Source organism: Mycobacterium sp. 1165178.9 (assembly GCF_001673555.1).
In the GTDB taxonomy this organism is placed as follows: Bacteria; Actinomycetota; Actinomycetes; order Mycobacteriales; family Mycobacteriaceae; genus Mycobacterium.
Window position 1 is genome coordinate 1 of sequence record NZ_LZMB01000114.1, and the last position, 5189, is coordinate 5189.

Annotated in this window: 3 protein-coding genes; 1 reads left to right on the plus strand and 2 read right to left on the minus strand. The window is 67.4% G+C overall.

Annotated features, from left to right (window positions below; translation table 11 throughout):
- The first annotated feature begins 225 nt into the window (after positions 1 to 225).
- Positions 226 to 1551 carry a UDP-glucose/GDP-mannose dehydrogenase family protein gene (locus tag A5652_RS05740; RefSeq protein WP_067347581.1) on the plus strand — a complete coding sequence of 442 codons (1326 nt, stop codon included), beginning with the start codon at positions 226 to 228 and terminating at the stop codon, positions 1549 to 1551.
- On the opposite strand, the gene A5652_RS05745 is transcribed toward A5652_RS05740, so the two are convergent.
- Both A5652_RS05745 and A5652_RS05750 read right to left on the minus strand, forming a co-directional pair.
- Positions 1548 to 2471, minus strand: a complete 924-nt coding sequence (locus tag A5652_RS05745; RefSeq protein ID WP_067347584.1) for a hypothetical protein — start codon at positions 2469 to 2471, stop codon at positions 1548 to 1550. The two genes, A5652_RS05740 and A5652_RS05745, sit on opposite strands and share 4 nt — an antisense overlap.
- A gap of 1 nt (position 2472) precedes the next feature.
- The gene (locus A5652_RS05750; protein ID WP_067347588.1) at positions 2473 to 5067 is read right to left on the minus strand and encodes a hypothetical protein; all 2595 of its coding nucleotides are present in this window, start codon (positions 5065 to 5067) and stop codon (positions 2473 to 2475) included.
- Positions 5068 to 5189 lie beyond the last annotated feature (122 nt).

The window sequence follows — 5189 nt, forward strand, 5'->3', positions numbered from 1 at the left end:
GGCGGCGACGACGGACCGCACGGTGGTGGCGGGCACGGCGGCGGCGGCTTCCCCGGGTTCCCCGGCGGCGGTGGTGGCCACGGCGGCGGCGGCTTCCCCGGTTTCGGCGGCGGCCACGGCGGCGGTCGCCATTAGCGCCTGACGGCAGCCACCTGTCATCTGCCGTTTGCCTCCCGCTTAGCCCCGCGATGCAGTCAGCTCATCGGGGCCACCTACACCGGACGTATGCGATGCACCGTGTTCGGCACGGGTTACCTCGGTGCCACCCACGCAGTTGGGATGGCGGCGTTGGGACACGACGTGCTCGGGATCGATATCGACCCCGGCAAGGTGGCCAAGCTCGCCGGGGGTGACATCCCCTTCTACGAGCCCGGCCTGCGAAAGCTGTTGAGGGAGAATCTGGCTGCGGGCCGGCTGCGCTTTACCACCGACTACGACATGGCGGCCGGCTTCGCCGACGTGCACTTCTTAGGTGTGGGCACACCGCAGAAGAAGGGCGAATACGGCGCCGACCTACGCCATGTCTATGCCGTCATCGATGCGCTGGTGCCCCGACTGACGACTTCGGCGGTGCTGGTTGGCAAGTCGACTGTTCCGGTCGGCACCGCGGCCGAGTTGAACCAGCGCGCCGCCGCGCTGGCACCGGATGGTGTCGATGTCGAAATCGCCTGGAATCCAGAGTTTTTGCGCGAAGGCTACGCGGTGCAAGACACTCTGAATCCGGACCGGATCGTGTTGGGCGTCAACGAGGATTCGACGCGCGCCGAGGCGGCCGTTCGGGAGCTGTACGGGCCGATGGTCGAGGCCGGCGTGCCGTTCCTGGTGACGGATTTGCAGACCGCGGAACTGGTCAAGGTCTCGGCCAATGCCTTTCTGGCGACCAAGATTTCGTTCATCAACGCCATTTCCGAGGTATGCGAGGCGGCGGGCGCCGACGTCAGCCTGCTGGCCGATGCGCTCGGCTACGACCCTCGCATCGGACGCCAATTCCTCAATGCCGGTTTGGGTTTCGGCGGCGGATGCCTGCCCAAGGACATCCGTGCGTTCATGGCGCGCGCCGGCGAGCTGGGCGCCGATCAGGCGCTGACGTTCCTGCGCGAGGTGGACAGCATCAACATGCGCCGCCGCACCCGGATGGTGGAACTGGCCAGCGCGGCCTGCGGCGGCTCGCTGCTGGGCGCCAACATCGCGGTGCTCGGCGCGGCATTCAAGCCTGAATCCGACGATGTGCGTGACTCACCCGCGCTCAACGTCGCGGGCCAGCTGCAGCTCAATGGGGCGGCGGTGAACGTGTATGACCCCAAGGCCCTCGAGAATGCACAGCGCCTGTTTCCGACGCTGAATTACGCCGTCTCGGTCGAGGAGGCCTGCGAGCGCGCGGATGCGGTGCTGGTGCTCACCGAGTGGCGCCAGTTCGTCGACATGGATCCCAGCGACCTGACCGACCGGGTGCGGGCGCGCGTGATCGTGGACGGCCGCAACTGCCTGGACACCGCCCGCTGGCAGCGGGCGGGTTGGCGGGTCTACCGGCTGGGCGCCCCGCGGCCCTAGGAGAACGGGTCGAAATCGGCGGGCCGAGGTGCGGGCGGCGGGTTGCTTGCCGGCGGGTACGGCGGTGCGGCGGGCGGGTTGCTTGCCGGTGGACGCCGCGGTGCGGGGGGCGGGCCGCTGGCCGGCGAATGCTGCTGTGGCGCAGTGGTTCTCGGTACATGATGCGCCGCGTTGACTATCTCGGCGAAAGTCGGAGGGGGAGGCGGCTTGTGGGCGTCACGGTGCAGGTATGCGTTGGATGGGGGTAGGAACAGCAGCACGCCGGTGGCCACCGCGGTGACTGCCGCGGTGACGGCGCCCGCCTGGGTCAGGTGAGTGAACCACGCCACCGCACTGCCGGGCCCGGCGATGAGCCCAAACGCCGCGAGCGACAAGGTCAGCCCGCATCCGATCACGGCGACCGGCCGAGCTAGACGCCGGTGCTTGACGATTCGGATCGCCTGCCAGATGATCGCCGCACCGAGCAGCACGCCGCCCGTCGCCGCTGTCACCGCCAGCCAGGTGTGACTGCCGTAGTACCAATCGAATTCGGGGATGGCCATCGCGACCGCTATGGCCAGCGTCAGCATGACCGCGCCGATGCCGGCGAACAACCAACCGGCGAACGCCACCGTGTCCGGCAGCTTGGAAGCGTCGACAGCCGGACGCTGCGGTACCGGGCTTGACCGCTTCGGCGGTGACGGTGGCGGCGGAAGTGCTTGCGCGGGAAGGCGTGCGCGACGGGGAGCCACCGGGGGCGGGGCCGAGCTGCGGGCCTGTTGTTGCGGCCAGGCCGTAGCCTCGCTCTGACCGAACGGATCGGAGCTGGTACCGGCGAACGGATCCGCGCCGAACGGGTCGTATGCCGCGTTGCCGAACGGATCGCCGCCGAACGGGTCTGATCCTGCGCCGTGCTGGTCTGGATGTTTTGGGTCGGCCATGTCAGCGCACCCCACTCGCTCGTCGTCGGCGCCAGAGGAGATATCCGCCGCCGCCCAGCCAGGCCACCGCGGGCAAAAGCACCAAGTAGAACAACGGCTTTGACGGCGCGGTTGCCGGAGCCACGAACGGCACCCAGGGGCCCAGCTTCGAGGGCCAGATCTGGTCCAACGGTACCGAGCTGACCACGTTGCCCAACCACACCTGCTTGGCATTGTCCTGTACCAGCGGGCCGATGATCGACGGCCCCGCTGTCTTTGCGACCGAGTCGTACTTCTGCGTGAACTCCGGCGCGCCGATGTCGTGGGTCTCCACCTTACTGAAATCGACTCCGCCCCATGACCGTGTCCACGTCGTCCCTTTGGCATCGGTCCAGCTGAAGGTGGGCTCGGGGTGTTTGGTGGAATCCAGATAACGTTGCCACACCTCGTGCGGATCCCATGCCACAGTCAGATCGTCGATGTTGCCGGAGTCGATGAGCTTCGCGTACTGAGTTGGCTTGTTGGCGTTGCGCTTCCGATACCACTCGGCCGCCACCCGGCTGGTGTAGACCCGGCGCAGGTCGGCGAAATCCGGGTTGTGATTCACCGCGTCGATGAGCGCAGGCATGATCATCTGTTGGTACAGCTGACCGTTGTGGTCGGTGACCGCCGGGTCCTGGTCTTGGCACAGGTCTGTGCCCGGAGTGACGTCACTTTGGTCGGTCCCGATCTTCACCGTGAGCGGCGTGTCGAGAATGTAGAGCTGGTCGCCGTCCTCGTGGACTTCGGCCGGTTGCGGCACGATCCATAAGCGCCTACCCAGATAGCATTTGTTGCCCTGCATGGCGTCGACGAAACGACGACCCAGTTCGGTGTCGGTCTTCTGCAGCCGAGCCGACACCAGCTTCATTTCCAGGTCCGCCTCGAGCAGGACTTCCCCCGCTTCCGTCCGGCCGAACGCCGCCTCGATGATGCGGTCCGGCTCGGTGGGTTTGAGGTTCACCCAGAAATTCTGCGGTGGCAGCGCCAGCCAGACGTAGAAGGCGTCCATTGCCATTTTCGCGTTGCGCCGTCCGCCGTAGGAGGCTTCGGTGACCGGCAAGGTGTTCGCGCTGAAGGCGTACTGCATGGCCGGCTTGCCGTTGACGGAGTCGGTGACGTAACGCATCTCCAGTGAGGTGAAGTCGATGCCGCCGAAGGGCCCGGGCGATGCCGAGACCGGCACGCCCACCGTGGGAGCCGGGACTGAAGGGGCCGGCACCGCTGGTGCGGGCACCGCGGGTGCCGGAAGCGCGGGCGCGGGGAGCGCGGGCGCGGGGAGCGCGGGCGCGGGAAGTCGTGGCGGCGCGGGTGCGGCGGGTATTTGCGGTGCGGGCAGCGCCGGTGCGGGCAGGCGCGGTGGCGCGGGTAGTTGTGGTGCCGGTAAGGCGGGCGCGGGCAGGCGCGGTGGTGCCGGTAAGGCGGGCGCGGGCACGCGCGGCGGCGCCGGTAGTTGTGGCGCCGGTAGGGCCGGTGCGGGCAGGCGCGGTGGCGCGGGCGCCGCGGGTGCTTGTGGTGCCGGTAGCGCCGGGGGCTGCGCGGGAGCCGGTGCTTGCGGCCCGGGGGCCGGTGCCTGCGGCGCGGGCGCCGGTGCCGGATTTGCGCCCGCCGGGATCGGCGCGTTTGTCGGCGCCTGCGCGGGCACCTGCTCGGTGGGGTTGTCCTCCGCCTCGAGCCCGCTTGCTATTTGGTCCTCGAGCGCTTGGTCCTCGGGCGAATCCGCCGATTCATCCAGAACGGGATCCGGCGCGGGTCGCGGAGCCGAATTGCCCGCCGCAGAACCCGGATTCTGTCTCTCCTGCGGCTTGGCGGGTGTATAGCGGGCACAGAATGCGGGAGGCATCTTGACACCGGCGGCCCTCAAATCGTCGATCGTTTGCTTCATCCACCTCTGCGTCGCGTCGGTGGGTCTGCCGGCGAACATCACCATCAGCGACGAGCCGAGCTGGCCCATCCTCTTGACGTGATCGACGAATTGGTTACGGGCGTGCGTACCCAGCGTGGTGCCGGACTTGGCTTCGATCACCAGCCATTTCGAGACCGGCACGCTGTCGGCGATGTTGAAGATGTCAAAAACGGGACCGCTCGGCAGGATGTTCTTGGGCAGCTGCTTGTTGGTCTGCCAGCCGGCCTCGGGTGGCAATTCGCCCAGCTTCCAGCTGTCGTAAAGAAACTTCTCAAAGGCCGGACCGACGCGCCGGTTCTGAAGGACGTTGATGTAAGCCTTTTTCCACTTGTCCCATGGCTTGGCGCCGCCGCCGAGGACATACTTCTTCCAACGGGCTTTCATGCCCTGCAGCGTGTCCGCGTTGCCCCGTACCGCGTCCTTATCGTCGATATCGGCGAGCTCGGCTCGCGAAGGCTCTTGAGCGTTACGAACTTCCGGGCTCAACGGGTCGTAGTCGTAGGTGTGCATTTCGTTGGGCGGCGCCATCTGCGTCGCGTCGTAGCCGGGCATGGGAACTCCCGGGTCGCAATCGCCGTACCCGCCGTAGTTCGCCTGCGCGACCGGAAGGGCGTGAAGCGCGAAGCAGACCAATAGCAGCGCAGCGATGAGCCCTCGGAATGCTGCCTTCACGATTGCGCCTTCCCGTGACTGACCCACTTGTCGTAAACGCTTCGCGCTTTTGGCTGCCCCGTCGTCAGGCCCAATTCCAGCAGCAGGAACGGATTCGTGGTGGCGGCTTCGTCATTCGTTTG